This is a genomic window from Clostridium perfringens (assembly GCF_016027375.1).
GTDB lineage: Bacteria > Bacillota > Clostridia > Clostridiales > Clostridiaceae > Sarcina > Sarcina perfringens.
In genome coordinates this window covers 2,537,164-2,555,629 of record NZ_CP065681.1, presented here as the reverse complement: position 1 = coordinate 2,555,629, position 18,466 = coordinate 2,537,164, and the positions used below count along the sequence as shown (strand labels likewise).

The following is an 18,466-nucleotide window of genomic DNA, read 5'->3' as shown; positions in this document are numbered from 1 at the left end:
GAGTATAATAAAATTAATAGATAAAACTTATGAAATAGATAGAAACAAATTGGTGATTTTATGGAGAGAGAAAAAGGTTTGGCTAAAGGGAAGATTTTATCTAAAAAGAGAATAAAGGTATTATTTGTATTAAATATTATTCTTTCTATAATAATGGCAATACTACTTTTAAAAAATATATATGATAAAAATTACTCTAATATTACGGCACTTTTAGCACCTTTAATTATTATTACTTATAATTTTTATTTTTTAAATTTAAATATTAAAGCAAGAAAAAGATTAGGAGAAAATTAGAAAACTAGTTTTAAAAATTTATTGTTATTAATAAAAAAATAGTAAGTTAAAATAGAGTTCAGAAATTAAAATATATAAATTTGTATGTTTAGGAGGGATATATATGGCAGATCAAAGATTAAATAAGTTAGCTAAACTGCTTGTAAATTATTCAACAGGAGTTAAGGAAGGTGACTTTGTTTTTGTATCTTGTAATGAGGTTGCAAATCCTTGGCTTACTGAGGTAGTAAAGGAAGCTACTAAGGCAGGAGCTCATGTTGAGTATATTTTAGAATCAGAAGAAGCTAAGGAGGCAAGACTTAAATTTTCTACAAAGGATCAATTATTATCAGGGAATTTAATAATGGAAACTATGCTTGAAAAGGCAGATGTTTGGTTAAGTGCATGGGGAGCTAGAAATACTAGAGCCTTTAGTAATATAGATTCAGAAAAAATAAAAGATAGCAGAGCTGGAGAAAAGGGATGGAGAAAGTTCTATTCAGGAAGAATGGGAGATGGTTCTTTAAGATGGTGTGGAACTCAATTTCCTACATATGCAGATGCACAGGAAGCTTCAATGAGTTTTAGTGAATATGAAGATTTTGTTTATGGAGCAGGACTTTTAGACCATGAAGATCCTGTGGCAGAATGGAATAGAGTAAGCAAAGAGCAGGAAAGATGGGTTAAATATTTAGATACTAAAAAAGAACTTCATATTTTAGCAGAAGGAACTGATATTAAGGTCTCAGTAGAGGGAAGAAAGTGGATAAATTGTGATGGTAGAGTAAACTTTCCAGATGGTGAAATATTTACATCACCAGTTGAAAATAAGATAAATGGACACATAACTTTTTCATTCCCAGGTATTTATGCAGGAAAGGAAATAGAAGGGATAGAACTTGAAGTTAAAGATGGTAAAGTTGTTTCATATAAAGCTAAAAAAGGAGAAGATTTATTAAAGGCTTTATTAGAAACTGATGAAGGAGCAAGCCATTTTGGAGAAGTAGCTATAGGTACAAACTATGGAATTAAGAAGTTTACTAGAAATATGCTATTTGATGAGAAAATAGGAGGAACAGTTCATATGGCTATAGGAGATTCTATGCCAGAGGCTGGTGGTAAAAATAGATCATCACTTCATTGGGACATGCTTTGTGACATGAGAAATGGTGGAAGAATATATGCAGATGGAGAACTTTTCTATGAAAATGGAGAGTTTAAAAAAGAAATATTAGAAAAATATAATCTTTAATATTATATATAAATTATAGAATAATAATTAAATTAGGGGATGAAGAGACTCATCTCCTAATTTAATTCTAGTTGAATTTTAAAATAATAGGAGTATAAGAATTATGAGTAATATATATGAGTTTAAAAAAGAAGACTTAAATGAATGTGCTGAGCTTTTTGTTAAAACCTTTAGTAAGGAACCATGGAATGAACCTTGGGATTTTGAAAATGCTAAAAAAAGACTTAATGATGTGGTTTTAACTCCAGGATTTAGGGGTGCTGTTTTAAGAAATGATGAAAAAATAGAAGGTGTTATCTTAGGAAATTTAGAGCAATGGTATGATGGAGAGCATTTTTGTGTTAAGGAATTCTTTGTGGATTCAAGTTCACAGGGGAAAGGAACAGGAAAGAAACTTTTAAACGCTTTAGAGAATATACTTATGGAAAAGGAAGTAGGAGTAATTCACTTTTGGACTATGAAAGGAAGCACAGCTGAAGCCTTTTATAATAAGAGAGGGTATGAAATTCCAAAGGAATTAATAATGATGAGAAAAAAGTTAAAATAGTAAATTTTTAAATAATGAAGTTCTAGTGGACAATTAAAATTATTTTAATACACATAGAAATTAAAAAATTTAAAATAATACTATATGTTAAATTTTAATATAGAAGATATAAAAGAGCATGTAATAAGTTTAAAACATTAATACATGCTCTTTTTACTATTTAATTTAAATTCTATATATTATTAAACTGTAAGAGAACCATTTTTCTCTAAAACTTCAGCTTCTTTATTTTCATCTTTAGTATCAATACCATCATTTTTATATTCATAAATTACGCTTATTAGTTTACCACTTATACATACTGCTATTATTGAGAAGAATATTTGCTTAAAGTCTAAATAAACTAAAGACATTAATAAAACAATGGCATCTGTTAACATGTAGACATGTTGTACCTTAAGAGGAGTAAATTTATTACCTAATAAGGCTATTACATCATCTCCACCAGAAGCACCACCACCACGTAATACTATTCCAGCGCCAACACCAACTCCAATACCTGCTAAAACACTAGCAACTAGCATATTATTAGTAAAGTTAGGTGTTAAAAATCCTATGCTTTCCCATAATCTATAGGATACTGAGAAGCAAAAAGTTGCAAATATTGAACATGCTAAGAATTTTTTGCCAAAGAATTTAGAACCTATTGCAAATAATGAAAAATCAATTATTAAGTTTGTTATAGATGGAGATATATCAAAAACATTTTTTACTAAAAGTAATAAGCCTAAGACTCCACCTTCTGTTACATTATTTTGATAGTTAAAGTTATAGCTACCAAAGGCTAAGATACTTGAACCTAGTGCTATTAATAAAACACTTCTCAAGATCTTCTTTTTCGATTCCAAAATATCACTCTGCTACTCAAAATATGGTCAAACATATCCATATTGAGAATTTTCCTTCTTCATAAAGCCTCGCCTTGCCTAAGCTACTACGATTTTGTATGGCTCTCCAAAGGCTTAAATTCCGAAATTAGCCCTCCGTACATATATAAGTGCTTTTGATTTTAAGCTATCTTATATTCTTTAGCATTTTTAAGATTAATACTTGCGTTTAAATCTCTATCAATAGTAAATCCGCAATCGCATTTATAAATTCTATCTGATAGTTTTAAATCTTTCTTAACCTTTCCACATTGACTACAAGTCTTTGATGATGGATAAAATCTATCCACTATTCTAAGTTCTATATGATTTTCTTTGCATTTAACTGTTAACTTAGTTTTAAATTCAAAGAACTTCTGACTTGCAATAGCTTTAGATAAATGCTTGTTCTTCATCATTCCTTTAACATTTAAATCTTCAATTGTTATATAGCTTGGTTTTTGCTTTATAATTGAAAATACTGTTTTATTTATATAATCAGTTCGTATATTTGTTAATCTCTGATGAAGTTTTTGTACTTTGACTATTTGTTTTTGAATATTTTGACGAGTAGCTCTCCCTTCTTTTATATTTTTATTTCTTATTTTTAAACTTTCATATTTCCTTGAAAGTTTTCTTTGTTCTCTTTTTAATTTCTTTTCTATTTTTTTAATAGTAGATATTTTATTTATATTTTTAAACTTAATTCCATCACTACATACAGCAAATTCCTTAATACCTAGATCAATTCCTACGCCTTCATTATTGTGATTAAATATTTTTATACCTGTATTGCCATTAGATATTTCTATATCTCTTTCTTCAACAAGTATAGATACATAATATCTATCAGCTTTTTGACTTACTGTACCACTTTTAACTATTGAATTAGTTGGTATATATCCAAACTCTTTTAGTCTTACCCATCCAAGTGTTGGTATTTTGACTCTATGTCTTTCAATAGTCCAATCAGTCTTATTATTCTTAGGAAAATAAGCTTTTACATCTTGATTTTTCTTTTTTTTAAATTTTGGAAAGCCTTTAGCTTTTTTAAAGAAATCTCTAAAAGATTTATCTCCATTCATAATAGCTTGTTTAGTAGCTTTTGAAGATACTTCTTTAATCCACTTCATTTCTTGATTATTAGGAATATATTCATTATTTAACCATTTTGAAAAATCCATTCCACTAACAAACTTTCCTTCTCTCTCGTAAATTTCTTTATTACGAGCAATGTAGAAATTATATATAAATCTTGATACACCAATAGTTCGGTGTATTTTAGATTTTTGCTTATCAGTAGGATTAATCTCCATCTTGTATGCCCTTTTCAACTTCTTCATCCTCTCTAACCTTTTTCTTAAAACCTTAATAACTTCATCTAATATTATTCCTTTATCATTAGCATATTATTAAGAAATTCAATTTAATTTTTTAAATCACATTTTAGGTTAGAAGTTGAAACTTGTGTATAAATAACTATTTTTCTACTATCTGTTTCTTTACCTATTCCTATATACTAAAGATACTGTTCATAAGTGTAGTACCTTCTATTTGTAGTAGTTCTAAATGCTTTTAATTTTCCATCCTTATCCCATCTTTTCAATGTAATAACTGATACATTTAATAATTCTGCAAATTCTTTAGGTTTATAATGTTTGCTCATATAATCACTTCCTTTTGTGATTATATTATGTCATATTAGACTATATTTGATTATATTTTTATTAAATAAATAATATCTCCTAAAATTAAGGTAATTTAGCTATAAAGAAAATAGCAGACCTCATATGTCTACTATATAGAAATAAAAAATTATGAATTTTAAATTATATTTTATAGTAAATTACTGTATATTTTAATTATAATCTCAATAAATATTAAGAGCAAACTATATAAAATAAGAGTAATAAGGATTAAAGAGGTAATTCTTTAATAGAAATAAATAGCCTCTGTGGTCATCTGTTTTTCTTTAAAGTGTTCATTTTTACAAGGTTTTCCGAAAGGTTAAAATATTGTTGTTAATAGTAAGAAAACTTCAAATGAATAAATGGTTAATATATATAAATTTATTTTTATTTGAAATACTATAAATGAAAGCAAATACATAGATGGTTCTTAAATTTAAAAGTAATTATTTTACATAAAATATATCTTAATTTTTAAATTTAAGAATAAAACATATGAGAAAGGATGTTATAGTTATGAAAGTAATTGTTAGAAAAGAGTTAGAACAAGATCATAAAACAGTAGAGCTTTTAGTAGAAGAAGCCTTTAAAGATGCTGAGTACAGTGATCATATGGAACATGTTTTAGTTAGCAAACTTAGAAAGGGAGAAAACTTTATTGATGGTTTATCTTTAGTTGCTGAAAGAGAAGGGGAAATAGTAGGACACATATTATTAACTAAAGCTAATATAGAAAATGAAACAGAAAAATATGAAACTTTAGCCTTAGCACCAGTTTCAGTATTACCTAAATATCAAGGTATTGGAATTGGAGGAGAGCTTATAAGAGAAGGTATGAGAATGGCTAAGGAACTTGGATATGATTCAATAATAGTTTTAGGACATGATAAATACTATCCTAAATTTGGATTTAAAAAAGCTGGAGATTTTGGAATAAAAGCTCCTTTTGAAGTGCCAGAAGAAAACTTTATGGCAATAGAATTAAATGAAGAAGCTTTAAAAAATATAAGTGGTGTTGTAAGATATGCCAATGAATTTTTAGCAGATAATAATAAGTAATAACTTTGATATATTTATTTAAATATTAATTAAATATTGAGACTATAGTTGTATTAATTTAAGGTAAAATAATAAGGTGGTTGTATAAAAAAATTATAAGTTTTATAATTTTTTATCAATCACCTTGTTATTTTTTAGATTAAAGTTTTAAACTTTTGTTTTTTATATAGATATAGGAGAACACATCGATATACAATTAGGGTTTAAATATTTATATAATAATAAATATTTAAAATAGAATCTATTTATAATATTTAAAAAGTATTTTTATTTAAATAATTTATTCCAAAGTAAACATATATTATTGATACTAAAAAGCTTAGGGGAAGAGTAATGAGCATATTTAAGCTTAATAAATTTAGTAATGCTAATAATACTAAGCATGGAGTTATTCCATAAGTACTTAGTTTTATTATTTCCAAAAATCCAATAGGATTATTTCTTATACTACATAGAATTTTAGTTATTATAGCTAATATTAAGGTTATAATGTATGAGAAAGCAATAAATATAATAACCATTAAGGATAAATATGTATTTCCAAAGGTTCTCTCTAAACTATTTATATAATTTTTTAAGTCATTATCATTTAAAGATAGATTCATATTTGAATAATTAGCTTCAGTAATTTTATTATTGTTATATTTAATTATTAAAGATTCATTTCCAAAGGCAATTCCTGATTCATAATCCTTTAATAAGTCTTTTGCAGGTTCCTTATCATTTAGTACAAAGGTCCAATTTTCTTCTTGAAAAACTACAAAGTTAGAATCTTTTAGGTCTAAAACTCCATCCTTAATTTCAAAGGGAGGAATTTTGTCTTCAAAGGCAGATTTTCTAGAAATTAAAAATCTATTAAGTTCAGTGTAATTTCTACTAAAAGCTAAAAGTCCTAATAAAAGAGATAAAATAAGTAAATAAAAGAAAGTGCTTATTCCAGAAGTTTTAATAAGTTCTTTATATCTTTTAGGAGTAAATAAACTTATATAAAATCTTTTAAATAGGTTCATATAATCACCCTTTCTATTTTTTATTAGTTTGTTCATTAAATAGAAATTTATTAATACTGTTAACTTTTGTTTAATTAATTTGAAAACGATTTTAAAACATAGTGTCGTATGATATCATAAAAATGTATTAAATGGAAAATAAAGAATAAAAAGACTTTTAAAGGATTTGATACAATTAAATATTAAATGAAATATTGGGGGATTTTTATGATTAAAAGGGATTTTAGAAAAAGGTTAACTATGTGTTTAGCATCTGTTATGGCTTTAAACCTAGGTATAAGTGTATCGGTAAAAGCTGATGAGGGATTAAAAAATGAGATTAAGAATAATGATATTACTAAAGATATAAGCATATATCCAACTCCTAAGGATATGTCTGTAGGAAATAGTGAATTTACCTTAGAAGATTCAGTTAATATAGTTGGAGGAGATTTAGCAGATACATATGCCTTTGAACTTTTGAAAAATATGTTAACTGAATTTGGCATAAAAATTAATGAATCAGAAATTGAGGGGGCTACTACTATTTATATAGGAGAGAGCGATGACAATATTGAAGAGATGGAAAATACATTAGAAGAAATGAATGTAGACACATCTTCAATAAGCAAAGATGAGGGCTATGTATTAGTAACTGATGAAAATACAGAGGGAAATAAAATAGTTATAAGAGGAAATGATGAAACAGGAACTTTTTATGGGGTAAAAAGTTTAAAGCAATTAATTAAAAAGGAAGATAATAAGGTTATCTTAGATGAAGTTGTTATAAAAGATGAGCCGAGTTTTAAAATGAGAGCTGTAGTTGAAGGTTTCTATGGAACACCATGGTCTCAAGAGGAAAGATTGGATCAAATAAAAATGTATGGAGAATATAAAATGAATGCTTATATATACGCTCCAAAGTCAGATCCATATCATAGAGAAAAGTGGAGAGAGCCGTATCCAGCTTCTGAATTAGATAGAATGAAAGAACTTATAAAAACAGCTAATGAAAATAAGGTTGATTTTGTTTTTGCAATATCACCAGGTTTAGATATAAAGTTTGAGGGAGAAGAGGGAGAAGCAGATTTTAAAGCTTTAATAAATAAAGCGGAGACTCTATATGATATGGGAGTTAGAAGCTTTGCAATTCTTTGGGACGATATAGAAAATCGTAGTGGAGTTCAACAAGCAGAAGTTTTAAATAGATTTAATAAAGAATTTATAAAAAATAAAGAAGGGGTTAAGCCATTAATAACTGTTCCAGTAGAATATTGGGGAAGCTCAATGTTTAATGGGGAAGAGGTAAAGACTTATACTAAAGAGTTTGCAGAAACTTTAGATAAGGATATTGAAGTAATGTGGACAGGAAATGATGTTATTCCTCCAAATGGAGTTAGCTTAGAGGATGCAAAGAAGGTTTCAAATGTATACAATAGAAAAATGATGTTATGGTGGAATTATCCTGTTAATGATTATAAAGAGGATAAAATGGCTTTAGGACCAATATATGATTTAGATAGAAATTTAGATGAGGAAGTGTCAGGATTTATAGTTAATCCTATGAGATTTTCTGATGCATCAAAGATTTCTACATTAACAGGAGCTGATTATGGATGGAATTCAGTTTCATATGAAGCAGAAAAATCATGGGACAAAGCTATTGAAATTATTGCAGGAGAAATGAAAGAAGAATTTAAGATTTTTGCTAATCATTCAACTAGATTAGATACAGGAAGACCAGACTCACCAGAGATTAAAAATACTATAGATAGCTTATGGGAAAAGTGGGAAGCAGGTTCTGATATTAGTTTAGAGTTAAGCAATTTACAAAATGAGTTTTCTAAAATGGTTCAGGTACCAAATAAATTAAGAAGTAATTTAGAAAATAAAGCTTTATTAAATCAATTAGATTCACACTTATCAAAGTTTGAGATTTATGGAAATGCTGGACTTAAATCTATAGAAATATTACAAGACATATTAAATAAGGATATGTCAGAGTTTTGGAGTGATAATTTTGAAGGAATAAAACTTCTTAGAAATTTAGATGGAATAAAAGCTACAATTGCTAACAATGTGGTAGATCCATTTATAAGAAAAGTCCATGAAGTTGGAAATGAATATTTCAATAAGGAAACTACTGTTTTAGAGGACAAGGAATATTCTTATACATCAATTGGAAATATTGCTGACCATAAATATTCAGAATGGTTTATTTCTGAAGAAACGCACGTTCCAAATTATATGTTTGATGATAAAGATAATACAGGCTTTTGGTCAGCAGCACCAGTACAAAAGGATGAGTTCATAGGATTTGATTTAGGTGAAGCTGAAGAGATTAAAGACATATATCTTCTTATGGGAAGAAATAATAATGATACAGATGTTTTAACAAATGGAGTAATAGAGTATTCATTAGATGGAGAAAATTGGACAGAGTTAGAGGTTAATAAGGGAGAGAGAGAATTACTAGTTGAAACAGGAATAAAAGCTAGATTTATAAGATATAGAGCTCTTTCAGACTCTGAAAATAAGTTGTATGTTAGAGATTTTAAAGTTAATACTGGAAAGAGTAAGGAAAAATTAATAGGAAATATAGAAGTTAAAGACTCAAATATTAATAAGTCTTCAGAGGGAGAAAATGAAATTATATCTGCAAGTAATATAAATAAGATTTCCTTTGAAGAGGGAGATTCTATAGGACTTGCTATAAATGATGTTAAAAATGTAATTGGATTTGAAGTCTTAGGAGATGTAGAAAGTAATAAATTTGTATTAGAAAGTTCCTTTGATAATATAGAGTGGGAAGAAGTTTGTCATGGAACTAGCTTTAAAGATGAGACTCCTTTAGTAGGAAAGTTCTTTAGAATAAGAGCGAAGGAAAAAACTGAAGCTAATATTAATGAAATTAAGATTTCATTAGAAGGATATTCTAAGGGAATAGTTTCAACAAATAGAAGAATAAGCTCAAATGCAAATATACATCCTGATTTTGTTGCTGATAATGATTATGGCACATCTTTTGTATGCTCAGATACTATTAAAAAAGGTGACTTTGTACAATTAGATCTTGGGGTAGAAAAGAAAATTAGAGATATAAGCTTAGTTCAAGGACCAGGCGGAGATTATATGGATGGAGATATTGAGTATTCTTTAGATGGAGAAAATTGGACAAAGTTAGGTGTTGTAGAAGGAACTGATACCTTAATAAAAGATTTAGATGTAAAAGCTAGATATGTTAGAGTTATTTCAACTGGATATAAGGATCGTTGGTCAAGAGTTAGAGAATTTACTGTAAATACAACCGTAAAAGAATTTGAGACTAAGGCTACTTCAGAAGGAACCTACACAGATAGAAGTGAGAATATAAGAGATAATAATTTAAATTCTGCATATATACCAGAAGGTGAAATTAAGAGTGGAGACTATCTTCTACGCAGAATTTTTAATGAGAGATTAATTTCAAAAGTTACAGTTGCTCAGAGTACAGATAATTTATCAGGAGCGAAAGTTATTGGAAAGACTGTAAATGGAGAAACTTTAGACCTTGGAGTGTTAGATAAGGGATTAAATGAGCTTGTTCTTAAGAATCCAAGACAATTAGTATCTGTAAAGTTAGTGTGGGAAAAAGATGCTGGAAAGGTGGAAATCTTTGAAGTAAAACCTACCTTTGTATCTTTAGATTCTATAATTGAAGATATTAAAAATGAAATTCAGCGTGGAAAAGATGTTTTAGTTGAGCATAAAGATAAAGAAAATAAAGAAAGAACTCAGTTAGAAGAAGCATTAAAAAATATTGAGAATTTATTAAATAATAAAGCTTCAGATGATGAGATTGTAAGAGCATATGAGGATTTAACAAATAAAATAAATAACTTTATTGATTCAGAGCCAAATAAAGAAGAAGAGAATAAGCCAAGTAAACCAGAAGGTGGAGAAAATGGTTCTGAAGGTGAAGAAGACAAAGAAGACTCTGGAGATAAGAATGAAAATGAAGACAATAAGGATGAGAATGGAAATCTTCCAAACACTGGATCACCTTTAGGAGCAGGTGAGTTAATGCTAGTAGGTGCAGCTTTGGCTACACTTGGAGGAGTAACTATTAAAAAGAAAAAGTAATTAAAAAGAAATAAAATTATTTTATAATATAGTAGCTGTATCAAAATAAGTTTTAATTTTGATACAGCTATTTATTAATAGAAATTTTTCTTATATTAAATATGATCTTAAGAAACATATAAAATCAGTATTAAACAAAAATATAATTATACACTAAATTAAAATTAATATTTTTTATATTTTTCGTGATCAATTTTTTCACGTTTTTTTTCTTTAATTCTACTTCTAATTGTCCAAATAATTAAAATTATAGAGCCTAGGATTATAGAGCCATAAAACAAGGCAATAATTCCTAATATAATCATAAAAACACTTCCTATCTAGGCATCTTCATAAATAACTGCTGTACCATAAGCAACCATTTCAGCAGCCCCTGCAGCAAGAGAAGAAGAAACAAGTCTCATTCCTATAATAGCATTTGCACCTAAAGATTCAGCTTCATCTACCATTCTTCCTATAGCAATTTGTCTAGCCTCTGTAAGCATTTCTGTATAAGAATTCATTTCACCACCAACTAAGTTTTTAAAACTTGAAGCGATATCCTTACCTATATTTTTACATCTTACAGTACTTCCTTTAACAAGTCCTTTAACTTCTTTTATTCCTTTGCCTGGTATTGTTTCAGTTGTTAATACTAACATAATTTATACCTCCTGAAAGTATTTTTATATTTATATTTTAAATTAAAATATATTCTAAATATAAACTTAGTTAATAAAATAATAAATTGAAAAATCAACCAACTAAATTGTTAGATAAATCATATCATAAGTTAAAGTACAATTCAATATATAGTATTAAAAAACTTATTAGAAGATAACTATAAGTTTATATATTGCTAAAAATTGTAAATAATTTAATGTAATATTAATATTGTGTGAATAAGAATGGTAGTGTAAAATAATGCTATAATGTAAAATTTTACTTGAAAAGTTATTTGTTTGATAGGGTTTTGGTGTATTTAAATAGGCTTTGAAATTGAAAAAAGAATTTTAAAATTTCTTTTAAAAAACTTCATTAATAAATTACTTAATAGGTTTGGTTTTATATTAAATAATCTTAGAAAAGAGGATAAGAAGATGAAAAATATTGATAATTACACAAGTAACAAAGAGGCTAGAAATAAGATTCTTAAAGAATCTTCTGAAATTGTTGCAGATGAAATGAGAAAGTTACAAGAACAAGAGGATGAGAAGAAAAGAGAAGAAGGTATAAAAGAAACTTCTGAAAAATTAGCTAACTATATGAGAGAGCTAGAAGAAAAATAATTTTAAAATAAGGTGGATAATTAGTAAGGGTTTTTAGGGACAAAAATTATAAAATGGGGGAATTATTAGTGGCTTTAGAAAATTCTAATGAGTTAATTATAAAAATAAGAGATTTGAAGATGAATTTTGGAACAAAAGAGGTTTTAAAAGGAATAAATTTAGATATACACAAGGGAGAAATAATAGGCTATATTGGAACAAATGGTGCTGGAAAAAGTACAACAGTAAAAATAATGTTAGGAATTATAAGTGGCTATACAGGAACAGTTGAAATTTTTGGAGAAAATATTTTAAAGAGTGATGGAAGTTATAAAAGAAAGATAGGATATGTTCCGGAAATGGCAGACATATATGATACTTTAACTGCTAAGGAATATTTAACTTTTATGGGACAATTATATGGTATGGAATATAAAGATGTTTTATATAAAAGTAAGCAGCTTATGAAGATATTAGGCATAGAAGATGTTTATAATTCAAGAATTTCAAGCTTTTCTAAGGGAATGAGACAGAAAGTTCTTTTAATATCAAGTCTTATACATAATCCAGATATATTATTTTTAGATGAACCTTTAAATGGCTTAGATGCAAATAGTGTTATGGTTATAAAGGAAATATTATCTGAGCTAGCTAGAAATGGGAAAACCATATTCTATTCATCACATATAATTGATGTTGTTGAGAAAATAAGTCATAGAATAATTCTTTTAAACAATGGAGTAGTTGCTGCTGATGGTAGTTTTGAAGAGCTTAAGAAAAATTCTAATGAAGAATCCTTAGAAGAAATATTTAATGACTTAACTGGTTTTAATGATCATAAAAGATTAGCAGAGGAATTTACTGCACTTATAAAGGGGTGTAGTTTATGAAAAAGGATAAATCTTTAGCTGTAGTTCATAGATTAAGGGGATTTTATGAAAAGCTTGGTGTTGATTATGAAATGATGAGATTAATATTAGAGACTAAGCTTACAATGGACAAAAGAAGAGAACCTACAATAAACATGAATAATAAAAGTAGTGATGAGAAAGATAATAGTTTTGGCAAGGCATTAATTCTTTATGGAGTAATGGGAGCTTTTATGTCTATGCTTATAATTATTAAGCAAAATATAATGCTTCAAATGGCTGTTTATTTTGGATTTTTTATGTTTGTAATAGGTAGTAGCTTTATAGCTGATTTTGCTTATGTTCTTTTAGATGTTAGGGATAAAAATCTACTTGGAATTACTGGTGTAAGTTCTAAAACTATAAATGCAGCTAAGATTACTAATATTTTGATTTATATGACTAAGCTAAGTTTAGCTTATGGGGGAGTAGGAATACTTGTTTCTTTAAGACATGGTATATTATTTACTCTTGTTTTTATAATTGAGATTATACTTATTAATTTATTTATGATACTTATAACAGCATTTATTTATTATTTAGTTCTTAAGTTTTTTAATGGAGAAAAGCTTAAAGACATAATAAATGTAGTTCAAATAGTTCTTACTGTTGGAATAATGATTATGTATCAACTTGTAGGAAGACTTTTTGATATTTTAGATGTAGGTAGTAGATTTACCATAACAAGTTGGTGGCAAGGATTTATAGCTCCTTTATGGTTTGCTGCACCTCTTGAAATAATAGAAAGTGGAGTAATAGATAGAACATTAATAATATTTACAGGGTTAGCAATTTTGTCACCAATATTATCAATACTTATTTATTTTAAAATAGCTAAAAAGTTTGAAGATTATATTCAAAAATTAAATGATAATACTTATAAAGGTAAAGATAGAATTCCATTTTCCTTTAAGATTGGAAATTTGGTGTGTAGAAGTAATACTGAGAAAAGTTTCTTTAATTTTACTGTAAATATAATAAAAAGTGAGAGAAACTTTAAGTTAAAAACATATCCCAATATAGCTATGTCCTTAGTTTTCCCTTTCATATTCTTATTTAACTTTATTAGAAGTTATGAAAGTTTTGCAGATTGGAAAAATCATATGGCTAGTTCAAATGAGTTTTTCACATTGTATATATGTATATTTATGTTGACTCCTGTAATCCTTATGGTTAAATATTCAGATCAGTTTAAAGCATCTTGGGTTTATAAAGCTGTTCCTATAGATGATATGGCTTCAATATTTAAAGGGGTATATAAAGGTGTGTTTTATAAAATGATTCTGCCTGTATATATAGTATTGGCTTTAGTATATTTATGGGTATTTGGACTAAGGATTATTCCTCAAATTATAGCTATATTATTTGTAATAATTATTCTAAATCTAATAACAGTTAAGTTGATGGATAAACATCTTCCATTTTCAGTTAGTTTTAAAGATGGTGAAAAGATGGATGATTTAGGAATAACCTTATTTATTTTTATGCTAAGTGGAATATTTGGAGTAGTTCATTATATAATTAATAGACTTAATTATGGAGTATATATCTTTATCCTTATAGAGTTAATATTAATAGGAATTTTATGGACAATAATAAGTAAGAGCAAATATCATAAAATTAATTAAATAAAAACAAATTAGAGTTTAATAGTTATAGAATATATAAGCTAGAGTTAAATAAAATTAACCTTAACTTTATATATAAAAATAAATTTAAAAATCTTAACCTTATTTTTAAGAAGGTTAAGATTTTTATTATATATTTAAGTGGTAAGATATTTAAATATTAGGTAAGAATATATCTTCACCTAATGGAAGAATATCATTTTTAAATGGGTTGATATCCATAAGAAAATCTATAACTACCTCATGATTATAATTAGGATAGTATTTTCTAGCTATGCTATACCAAGTATCCCCTTCTTTTACAGAGTATTTTTTCCCATCTTGAAAAGCGTTAACAGGAACTAATACTATATCCCCTGATTCTAGTGATGAAGTATTGCTTATTTGATTGAGAGATTTTATAATATTCAAACTAGAATTAACAGTACAAGTATCCTTAAACTTTTTAGCCACGTCACTTAATTTTTCATCCTCTTTAAGAGTATATTTTTCTGTTTCTAAATCTTTCAAGTAAGAAGAGTAGCTTATTGTATTTTTACTTTCTGATTTAGAGTTTTCAGATTTGTTTTTATCATTATTTAATGTTTCTTTTGAATTAGTATTTTTATCAGAAGTATTTTTTTTGTTTTCATTAGTAGAATTATTTGATTTATCATTAGCAGATTTATTTTCTGAACTATTAGCAGTTTTTTCTGATTTCTTTTCATCAGTATTGTTTTTATTTTTTTCCTTCTTTTGGTCAGTTTCTTTTAATCTTTCACTTAAGTCATCTTGTGAGTTTTTATCTTTATTCTCAGAGGAGGTATCTTCAGTAACAGTAACCTCTTGAGAAACGGATTTAGATTTCATTAATGTAGAAACCGTTGAATATGTAAAATAACCTAATAAAGCTACACATGTCAATGATCCTACAAGTACTAAAATATTTTTTTTATTCATTTAATAGCCCTCCTAATATGAATTTATACTGAGATTATTGACAGCTATAAGAAAAATATACATAAAAAAGAATCTTAAAAAATATTAAATATTATTTCTAAGATTCTTTATAATCAATAAATTTAAGAGGGAGAGAAATATTATATTTAAAGTTTTCCTCTTTATTATGGATAAAAATAACTATTTTTTGAAAAAAGCTTGATTTGGTCTAAAATTAGAATTATAATGTAAACGTATTAAGATATTGGTTTATATATGTATAGATTTAGTTATATAATTTATTTTTAGCCTTCCAGAGCGGTTAAAGGAAGGCTCTTTTTTTTTATCTTTCTCCTATTAGACAAATAAGTTCATTTGAAAGTAATACCTCTTCAATAGGAGAAAAGGCAACTTCTTTCATATCTGATATAATAGAATCCTTACTTAAGGCCCCTTTATGCATACCTTCTTTCCAATCAGCAATAAAAATTTTCCCCTCTTCTTTTAATACTCTATAAGCATCTTTTAAAAGCTCCTTAGGAGATAATAGCTCATGGTGAAGGTTTATCATTACTATTAAGTCAATAGAGTTATCTTTTAATGGAATATGAGTTTCTTGCATCTTTCCAATTTTTAATCTATCACCATAATAGTCTTGAAGATTTATATCCATATAGTTTAGAAACTCATCTGAAATATCAAGGGCATACAAGGTGCAATTAGGAATCTTTTCTAAAAATGCACGTGAAAATAGTCCAGTGCCTGCTCCCACATCAGCAATTTTTGGACAATTATTTAAGTCTAAAATTTTTAAAAGTTCTCTTAAATCTATTAAGTTTAATCTTTCTGGATTATTAAGTTTTTCTAAGTTATCAGGATTAAATTTTTCACTCATAATGTTTATACCTTTCTTATAAGATTTATATACTTTATATTATTATCAAAGTAGTTAAATCTTATTATTTATAATATTATGTAAAATAAAATTTATATATTTTAATGTAAACATTAAAATCATATTGTGATTTTATCATATTATGATAAAATAATTGAAGTTAGATTAATAGAGTTAATTTTATAGTTAAGTTTATTATGAAGTTTCTTAAACCAATAAATAAAATAACAAAACTCAATGTAATAAAAATAAATTTAATTTTATAATATTGATAATAAGTATTGAAAATACATTAGTGGTATTAAGAGGTGAATTATATTATGAATAATATTGAGAATATAAAAGATATCTTTAGAGATTATAGAATAGGAATAAATGGGGAAGAGGACATGAAAAGATGTTCTGTTTTAATCCCAGTTGTAAATATAGATGGAGAAGATAATATTATTTTTGAAATAAGAAACAATAAATTAAATAGTAATCCAGGAGAAATATGTTTCCCAGGTGGTGCCATAGAAGAAGGAGAGACTCCTAAAGAAGCTGCTTTAAGAGAATGCTTTGAGGAAATTGGTTTAGGAGAAGAAAATTTGGAAATCATAAGCCAATTAGATTTTTATGTTTCACCTAACAACATATTAATTTATCCTTTTTTAGGAGTTGAAAAAAATCAAAAAGAAGATATAAAAAATCTCATTTCAATTAACAAAGAAGAAGTATCTCATATATTATTAGTTCCTTTAAAATATTTATTAAATTATGAACCTGAAATTACCTACAGCAAAATTATAAATATGCCAAAGGAGGATTTTCCTTTTCATAATATAATAGGTGGTAAAGATTATAAATTTAGAGATGGAAGATACAAAGTTATGTTCTACAAATATAATAATTTTGTGATTTGGGGAATGACAGCTAGAATATTAGAAAATTTCTTAAATGTATATAAGGAGCATTATAATAAAAATATTTAATATAGTAATTTAAAAATAAACTAAAACTTGTATTAAAACAGGTTTTTGTTAAATTTTATAAATATATAGACATTTTAAAGGAGCGATTAAGTGGACCAAAGAAGTTTAGAGAAAAAGTGTAAGTTCAATAAAAGGGTTATTCTATTTACATTTTTACTTACAATTGCTACATTAATAGCAATTTGGATTTCTACATTTAAGTATTATTACAATGAAATTAAATGCAATAATGTTACTATGGAGAAATTACCCATAGGAAGCTTTCAAGAAGAGTATAAATCTCCAAACAAAAAATATACTATTAATTCTTATATATGTAGTTCTGGAGGAGTACCTGATTGGGCCGTAAGATGTGAAGTGGTTAATAATATAAGTGGAGAAGTAAGAAATATATATTGGGATTATAAGATAAAATTAATTGATGTAAAATGGATTAATGATAATATAGTCTCAATAAATGGACATAAAATAGATGTTAAAAATGAGGTTTATGATTGGAGAAAAATATAACTAAAATAAAAAAGACAAATACTTTTAGTATTTGTCTTTTTTAATCACATTCAATAATACGTAAATAACACAAAAGTGCATTAAAAATGAAAAAATAATTGCTTTTATCGATGATAAAGTAAGAAAAGAGGGTTTCATCGATAAAACCTTTACATTAATTATAATACAATGTTTTTAAAAATGCAAGAAAATGTTTTCAGAAATAAGAAACTTTTTAGTAATAAATTAAAAAGAATAATTTGTTATTATTATTTATGTAGTATGATCATAAATAATAACTTAAAAAATATTGATTATTTATATGTAAAAATACATATTTAAGAATTAGTTTATAAATTAATACAACAGATGGGAAGGAAAATAGTTTATGGGGTTTTTAGAGAGCTTTGTTAGCTTTATAGTTTATTTGGCTAGCACTTGTGGATACGTAGGAATATTTATATTAAACATGCTTGAATATGCTTGTTTGCCATTTCCAAGTGAAATTGTATTACCTGCAATAGGTGCTAGTGTAGCAAGTGGTAAATATAGCATGATATATGCTTTGCCAATATCCGTTATAGGAGGCGTAGTTGGCCCCTAATAAGCTA

The 18,466-nt window shown here is 26.5% G+C and carries 18 protein-coding genes and 1 pseudogene; 11 read left to right on the top strand and 8 right to left on the bottom strand.

Annotation, left to right across the window (positions count from 1 at the left end):
- The first annotated feature begins 60 nt into the window (after positions 1–60).
- The 3 genes from I6G60_RS12085 to I6G60_RS12075 all read left to right on the top strand — a co-directional run bounded on the left by I6G60_RS12085 (position 61) and on the right by I6G60_RS12075 (position 2,075).
- On the top strand, positions 61–297 hold the full coding sequence (locus I6G60_RS12085; protein ID WP_049039841.1) for a hypothetical protein: 237 nt from the start codon (positions 61–63) through the stop codon (positions 295–297).
- A 103-nt stretch (positions 298–400) separates the two neighbouring features.
- Positions 401–1,528, top strand: a complete 1,128-nt coding sequence (locus I6G60_RS12080; protein ID WP_003474376.1) for an aminopeptidase — start codon at positions 401–403, stop codon at positions 1,526–1,528.
- Positions 1,529–1,631: 103 nt separating this feature from the next.
- Positions 1,632–2,075: a GNAT family N-acetyltransferase gene (locus I6G60_RS12075; RefSeq protein ID WP_003474296.1), complete on the top strand. Its 444-nt coding sequence runs from the start codon at positions 1,632–1,634 to the stop codon at positions 2,073–2,075.
- A 182-nt stretch (positions 2,076–2,257) separates the two neighbouring features.
- On the opposite strand, the gene I6G60_RS12070 is transcribed toward I6G60_RS12075, so the two are convergent.
- The 3 genes and pseudogenes from I6G60_RS12070 to I6G60_RS15510 form a co-directional block, all read right to left on the bottom strand.
- Positions 2,258–2,923 carry a YitT family protein gene (locus I6G60_RS12070; protein WP_164789757.1) on the bottom strand — a complete coding sequence of 222 codons (666 nt, stop codon included), beginning with the start codon at positions 2,921–2,923 and terminating at the stop codon, positions 2,258–2,260.
- Between the two features lie 161 nt (positions 2,924–3,084).
- Positions 3,085–4,275, bottom strand: a complete 1,191-nt coding sequence (locus I6G60_RS12065; protein ID WP_337250395.1) for an RNA-guided endonuclease InsQ/TnpB family protein — start codon at positions 4,273–4,275, stop codon at positions 3,085–3,087.
- Positions 4,276–4,308: 33 nt separating this feature from the next.
- Positions 4,309–4,607: pseudogene (locus I6G60_RS15510) on the bottom strand (MerR family DNA-binding transcriptional regulator); the annotation flags it as partial.
- 538 nt (positions 4,608–5,145) lie between these two features.
- Here I6G60_RS15510 and I6G60_RS12055 point away from each other — a divergent pair.
- Positions 5,146–5,688, top strand: a complete 543-nt coding sequence (locus I6G60_RS12055; protein WP_003454040.1) for a GNAT family N-acetyltransferase — start codon at positions 5,146–5,148, stop codon at positions 5,686–5,688.
- A 254-nt stretch (positions 5,689–5,942) separates the two neighbouring features.
- Here I6G60_RS12055 and I6G60_RS12050 read toward each other — a convergent pair whose 3' ends face one another.
- Positions 5,943–6,698 carry a DUF1189 domain-containing protein gene (locus I6G60_RS12050; RefSeq protein WP_025648726.1) on the bottom strand — a complete coding sequence of 252 codons (756 nt, stop codon included), beginning with the start codon at positions 6,696–6,698 and terminating at the stop codon, positions 5,943–5,945.
- Between the two features lie 207 nt (positions 6,699–6,905).
- On the opposite strand from I6G60_RS12050, the gene I6G60_RS12045 reads away from it, so the two are divergent.
- A complete protein-coding gene (locus tag I6G60_RS12045) occupies positions 6,906–10,799 on the top strand; it encodes a beta-N-acetylglucosaminidase domain-containing protein (protein ID WP_197925393.1) in 3,894 nt (1,297 codons plus the stop codon).
- Positions 10,800–10,963: 164 nt separating this feature from the next.
- Here I6G60_RS12045 and I6G60_RS12040 read toward each other — a convergent pair whose 3' ends face one another.
- Together I6G60_RS12040 and I6G60_RS12035 are read right to left on the bottom strand one after the other, a co-directional pair.
- Positions 10,964–11,104 carry a hypothetical protein gene (locus I6G60_RS12040; RefSeq protein ID WP_003461987.1) on the bottom strand — a complete coding sequence of 47 codons (141 nt, stop codon included), beginning with the start codon at positions 11,102–11,104 and terminating at the stop codon, positions 10,964–10,966.
- Positions 11,105–11,119: 15 nt separating this feature from the next.
- Entirely contained in the window at positions 11,120–11,440 is a 321-nt protein-coding gene (locus I6G60_RS12035; protein WP_003453892.1) for a heavy metal-binding domain-containing protein, read from the bottom strand.
- 438 nt (positions 11,441–11,878) lie between these two features.
- Between I6G60_RS12035 and I6G60_RS12030 the strand changes: the two genes are divergently transcribed.
- From I6G60_RS12030 to I6G60_RS12020, 3 genes are read left to right on the top strand one after another with little or no spacing between them, the layout of a single operon-like run.
- Positions 11,879–12,067: a hypothetical protein gene (locus I6G60_RS12030; protein ID WP_003455852.1), complete on the top strand. Its 189-nt coding sequence runs from the start codon at positions 11,879–11,881 to the stop codon at positions 12,065–12,067.
- Positions 12,068–12,120: 53 nt separating this feature from the next.
- Entirely contained in the window at positions 12,121–12,936 is an 816-nt protein-coding gene (locus tag I6G60_RS12025) for an ABC transporter ATP-binding protein (protein ID WP_168971547.1), read from the top strand.
- Complete coding sequence (locus tag I6G60_RS12020) at positions 12,933–14,582, top strand: ABC transporter permease (protein ID WP_197925391.1); 1,650 nt, start codon at positions 12,933–12,935, stop codon at positions 14,580–14,582. Before I6G60_RS12025 ends, I6G60_RS12020 begins: the two co-directional genes overlap by 4 nt.
- A gap of 153 nt (positions 14,583–14,735) precedes the next feature.
- Here I6G60_RS12020 and I6G60_RS12015 read toward each other — a convergent pair whose 3' ends face one another.
- Both I6G60_RS12015 and I6G60_RS12010 read right to left on the bottom strand, forming a co-directional pair.
- Complete coding sequence (locus I6G60_RS12015) at positions 14,736–15,521, bottom strand: LysM peptidoglycan-binding domain-containing protein (RefSeq protein WP_111693864.1); 786 nt, start codon at positions 15,519–15,521, stop codon at positions 14,736–14,738.
- A 322-nt stretch (positions 15,522–15,843) separates the two neighbouring features.
- Positions 15,844–16,395 carry a class I SAM-dependent methyltransferase gene (locus I6G60_RS12010; RefSeq protein WP_197925389.1) on the bottom strand — a complete coding sequence of 184 codons (552 nt, stop codon included), beginning with the start codon at positions 16,393–16,395 and terminating at the stop codon, positions 15,844–15,846.
- A gap of 320 nt (positions 16,396–16,715) precedes the next feature.
- Between I6G60_RS12010 and I6G60_RS12005 the strand changes: the two genes are divergently transcribed.
- From I6G60_RS12005 to I6G60_RS15330, 3 genes are all read left to right on the top strand, one after another.
- Positions 16,716–17,366, top strand: a complete 651-nt coding sequence (locus I6G60_RS12005; protein ID WP_003454037.1) for an NUDIX hydrolase — start codon at positions 16,716–16,718, stop codon at positions 17,364–17,366.
- A 90-nt stretch (positions 17,367–17,456) separates the two neighbouring features.
- On the top strand, positions 17,457–17,876 hold the full coding sequence (locus I6G60_RS12000) for a DUF5412 family protein (protein ID WP_003462194.1): 420 nt from the start codon (positions 17,457–17,459) through the stop codon (positions 17,874–17,876).
- Between the two features lie 367 nt (positions 17,877–18,243).
- Positions 18,244–18,459, top strand: coding sequence for a DedA family protein (locus I6G60_RS15330; RefSeq protein WP_223932433.1), 216 nt, complete (start codon positions 18,244–18,246; stop codon positions 18,457–18,459).
- Positions 18,460–18,466: the final 7 nt, after the last annotated feature.

Bases quoted from the DNA above. Each gene is read 5' to 3' on its own strand.
- I6G60_RS12085 (WP_049039841.1), top strand. From the start codon at position 61: ATGGAGAGAGAAAAAGGTTTGGCTAAAGGGAAGATTTTATCTAAAAAG.
- I6G60_RS12080 (WP_003474376.1), top strand. From the start codon at position 401: ATGGCAGATCAAAGATTAAATAAGTTAGCTAAACTGCTTGTAAATTAT.
- I6G60_RS12075 (WP_003474296.1), top strand. From the start codon at position 1,632: ATGAGTAATATATATGAGTTTAAAAAAGAAGACTTAAATGAATGTGCT.
- I6G60_RS12055 (WP_003454040.1), top strand. From the start codon at position 5,146: ATGAAAGTAATTGTTAGAAAAGAGTTAGAACAAGATCATAAAACAGTA.
- I6G60_RS12050 (WP_025648726.1), bottom strand. From the start codon at position 6,698: ATGAACCTATTTAAAAGATTTTATATAAGTTTATTTACTCCTAAAAGA.
- I6G60_RS12045 (WP_197925393.1), top strand. From the start codon at position 6,906: ATGATTAAAAGGGATTTTAGAAAAAGGTTAACTATGTGTTTAGCATCT.
- I6G60_RS12040 (WP_003461987.1), bottom strand. From the start codon at position 11,104: ATGATTATATTAGGAATTATTGCCTTGTTTTATGGCTCTATAATCCTA.
- I6G60_RS12035 (WP_003453892.1), bottom strand. From the start codon at position 11,440: ATGTTAGTATTAACAACTGAAACAATACCAGGCAAAGGAATAAAAGAA.
- I6G60_RS12030 (WP_003455852.1), top strand. From the start codon at position 11,879: ATGAAAAATATTGATAATTACACAAGTAACAAAGAGGCTAGAAATAAG.
- I6G60_RS12025 (WP_168971547.1), top strand. From the start codon at position 12,121: ATGGGGGAATTATTAGTGGCTTTAGAAAATTCTAATGAGTTAATTATA.
- I6G60_RS12020 (WP_197925391.1), top strand. From the start codon at position 12,933: ATGAAAAAGGATAAATCTTTAGCTGTAGTTCATAGATTAAGGGGATTT.
- I6G60_RS12015 (WP_111693864.1), bottom strand. From the start codon at position 15,521: ATGAATAAAAAAAATATTTTAGTACTTGTAGGATCATTGACATGTGTA.
- I6G60_RS12010 (WP_197925389.1), bottom strand. From the start codon at position 16,395: ATGAGTGAAAAATTTAATCCTGATAACTTAGAAAAACTTAATAATCCA.
- I6G60_RS12005 (WP_003454037.1), top strand. From the start codon at position 16,716: ATGAATAATATTGAGAATATAAAAGATATCTTTAGAGATTATAGAATA.
- I6G60_RS15330 (WP_223932433.1), top strand. From the start codon at position 18,244: ATGGGGTTTTTAGAGAGCTTTGTTAGCTTTATAGTTTATTTGGCTAGC.